The following is a 2897-nucleotide window of genomic DNA, read 5'->3' as shown; positions in this document are numbered from 1 at the left end:
TGGTATCTAAACGAACCGTAGTCCGTTCAAATCTTTTATCGAGCTATTTGTCATAGCTTCTGGTTCTCTTTTATAGTTGCTGCTTTCACGAGAATTGACTACCCGCTACTCACCCACAACTTTGGTTACAAGCACTAAGGCTTGTTTCCGTCTGGTGCTTTCTTGTGATCTCGTTGTTTAATTTACAAGGTACATGTTCCGTCGCGGAACAATTTGTAACTATACACTCCTTCAAGCAAAAAGTCAAGTAAAATCCGAAATTTTTTTTGTTTTGGTTTATCAACCAATTCCATCCTCTATTATTACCGCAAATTTCTGGTTTTATCATAATTCATCCATTTCTCCGTGGCAGGATGGAAAAAGATGACCCTGGAAGGATCAGAATCCTTCCAGAGTCATCTGAGCTTCCAGGCATTTTCGATCCAATAGCGGCGGAGCCATTTTCAGGAGCTTCGCCGCTGCCTCCGGCTGTGTGAGCCACGGCCGTATCTGCTCCCTCTGCAAAACCAGCGGCATCCGGTCATGGATATCTGCCATGGATCGATTTGGCGCTGTTGTCAGGATAACAAAACGGTTCACGCCGTCCATCTCATCAGAGAGTCCTGCCAGATACAGCGGCTTTCCAGGACTGCCAAAGAAATATTTCCTGCGGCTGCTGTCGTATTCATAAAAGCCGGTCGTCGGGATGACGCAGCGGCATTCCGCAAAGCCCCGCTGGAACATGGGCCGCTCGGGGGCGGTCTCCGCCCTGGCATTGATGACCAGCTTTCCGTCCCGGCCTGGCATTCCCCACTTCTGCCAATCTCCCACGATACAGCCCCCGTCTGCGATCATCACAGCCGCATGGTCGCCGGGCAGCACCTCGCCGCAGGGGAATTTCAGCTCCCAGCCGGACGGGCCGCAGCTTCTTTGGACGCTGGCCAGGATCTGCCGCAGTTCCTCAGAGGCTGACACGGAAAAATCAAACCGTCCGCACATGCTGATTGCCTCCATTCTTTTATATATAATTGGTATCGGTCTCTTTCTCTGATTCTTCTGCTTCAGTATAACCGATCCGCCGCAGCGCGGCAACATGATTGAACTGCCGCTTCTTAAACACCGCTTCTCCGGAGCTTTTCTGCTGCCAGGATCCGCGGCAAACGGAAGCGGTCCCGGTTCCTCTGAACCGGGACCGCTCAGCCTGTCGAGAAACCCGGTTGCGCAATTAGTCGGCAACCGGGTTTTCAGCACATATTCGGGAAAATAGAATCGAAAATAGGAAATGGGCAGAGTCATTCCATTTCCACCTTGCCATTTTTTTGAGGTTCATGGCAGCAAATTTAAGCTTCACCCATTTTGTTACTTGGGCCAAGCCTCTGTACTGTGTATAACGCATCGCGTGTTTTTCTTTTGCATCTGCAAAGACTCGTTCAATCGTTTCTTTGCGGCGCTTATAAAGCGTCTGGTACTCGGGTACATATCGGGCGTCGTCCGCCAGATCCTCATAGTCCTTCCAGATATGCCGCTGCACCATCTTTACGCAGTCCGCAAATTGCAATAACAAGTTGGACACCCCGTGGTAAAAACCTTGGTCACGGATGGAGCCGTAGGATCTATCCGTGAGCGATGTTGCCGCAGCCGTCAGGCTGCGTAGACAGCATCCAGAAAAGCCTCAAAGAGTTCCTCCGGGGTGCAGTATCCGAGTTTCTTCCGTGGGCGTCCCTTCAGCTCGTCAGCAACGGCGAGGATATCCTCGTCAGTGAATGCCTCGATAGAAGCTCCCTTTGGGACAAAGGCCCGGAACAGGCCATTGTGTCGTTCGTTCTGAGGACGCTCCCAGGAGGTGTACGGGTGGGCGAAGAAAACCTTGCTGCCCCAGTTCTCCACCTGGGCGAAGTCAGCGAACTCGCTACCGTTGTCCACAGTAATGGTTTTAAAGACCTGAGAGAAGTGCCCTCCGTACTCATCATGGAGGGTGTTCATGAGATTCATCACCGCCTCACTGGTTTTGCCAGGGATGCGGAACGCAAGGTAGGTTTCCGTCTTCTTCTCCAACAGGGAGAAGACAACAGACTCCTTACCTGCTCGCTTACCGACCACGGTATCGCCTTCCCAGTGGCCCTCTTCAAGACGAAGAGATGCAATCTCCGGGCGGCTGGAAATGCTTGTGCCGTAGCGCTTTTTGTTCTCTCGCACACGATGCTTCTTCGCTTTGCGCTTTAACGCCTCGGGCAGTTCCATTGGTTGGATGGAGAGGTGCCCGTTCCAGACCATGTTGTAAAGGGTACGGGAGCAGACCATCTCAGACGGCTTGAACAGGCCGTGTCGCTTGGCATATCCGCAGCAGGCATCCAGGGACCACTTGTGTTCCCGGATCTGCCGAACCACCCAGTTGGTGAAGTTACTGCAGACGCCCGCTTTCGGATGCCTGTGGCAGGATGCTCTGTTGGCTCTGTAGACAGCTTCTCCCAGCTTGGGGGAGTAACCGGGAGCTTTCCCCTTGTTGCTCTTGCGAGCCGGTGTGCCTCGCCGCAGCTCATTCGTAACGGTGGACGGGGCGCAGCCGATCTGCCTGGCGATGGCACGAGTGCCGAGGCCTTGCTTCTTGAGGACTTTGATGGCTCCTCGGTTTTCCATGCGAAGATGCTGTCCCTTCTTGCGTTCTGCGGATTCTGTGATACAATGATGGCAGTCCATAGTGATTGCCCTCCCTCTGTAGAAGTTGTGTGGTAACTTCATTCTACCACGGGGAGAAAAATCACTATGGATTTTTTACTCAAGTGTCCAACTTGATTTTACAATCAACGATCTTTACGCAGTCTTTGGAGCGGGTACAAAGTTCTCTGGTTGGACATTCTGCGCAGATAATTGGATCACTCTTGTATTCCCGGTATCCATCCCGGTTCGTGGTGCTGTAT

Annotated in this window: 3 protein-coding genes; all 3 read right to left on the bottom strand. The window is 52.3% G+C overall.

The genetic code is table 11. The features are described 5' to 3' along the window. Positions 1-378 precede the first annotated feature (378 nt). The 3 genes from ACTNBU_RS12440 to ACTNBU_RS12430 all read right to left on the bottom strand — a co-directional run bounded on the left by ACTNBU_RS12440 (position 379) and on the right by ACTNBU_RS12430 (position 2676). Positions 379-1275 (bottom strand): SOS response-associated peptidase, encoded by an 897-nt coding sequence (locus ACTNBU_RS12440; protein WP_441034404.1) that lies wholly within the window; start codon positions 1273-1275, stop codon positions 379-381. Continuing rightward, positions 1205-1513, bottom strand: coding sequence for a transposase (locus ACTNBU_RS12435; protein ID WP_441034402.1), 309 nt, complete (start codon positions 1511-1513; stop codon positions 1205-1207). The genes ACTNBU_RS12440 and ACTNBU_RS12435 overlap by 71 nt, the downstream gene beginning before the upstream one ends. 107 nt (positions 1514-1620) lie before the next feature. Beyond that, complete coding sequence (locus tag ACTNBU_RS12430) at positions 1621-2676, bottom strand: IS30 family transposase (RefSeq protein WP_441034400.1); 1056 nt, start codon at positions 2674-2676, stop codon at positions 1621-1623. Between the last annotated feature and the right edge of the window lie 221 nt (positions 2677-2897).

The organism is Dysosmobacter sp. HCP28S3_G4 (genome assembly GCF_052065175.1).
In the GTDB taxonomy this organism is placed as follows: Bacteria; Bacillota; Clostridia; order Oscillospirales; family Oscillospiraceae; genus Oscillibacter.
The sequence above is the reverse complement of the archived record's forward strand: the minus strand, read 5'-3'. Positions and strand labels throughout refer to the sequence as shown.

Excerpts from the sequence above, each read along its gene's own strand:
- ACTNBU_RS12440 (WP_441034404.1), bottom strand. The coding sequence starts at position 1,275 with ATGACTCTGCCCATTTCCTATTTTCGATTCTATTTTCCCGAATATGTG.
- ACTNBU_RS12435 (WP_441034402.1), bottom strand. The coding sequence starts at position 1,513 with ATGGTGCAGCGGCATATCTGGAAGGACTATGAGGATCTGGCGGACGAC.
- ACTNBU_RS12430 (WP_441034400.1), bottom strand. The coding sequence starts at position 2,676 with ATGGACTGCCATCATTGTATCACAGAATCCGCAGAACGCAAGAAGGGA.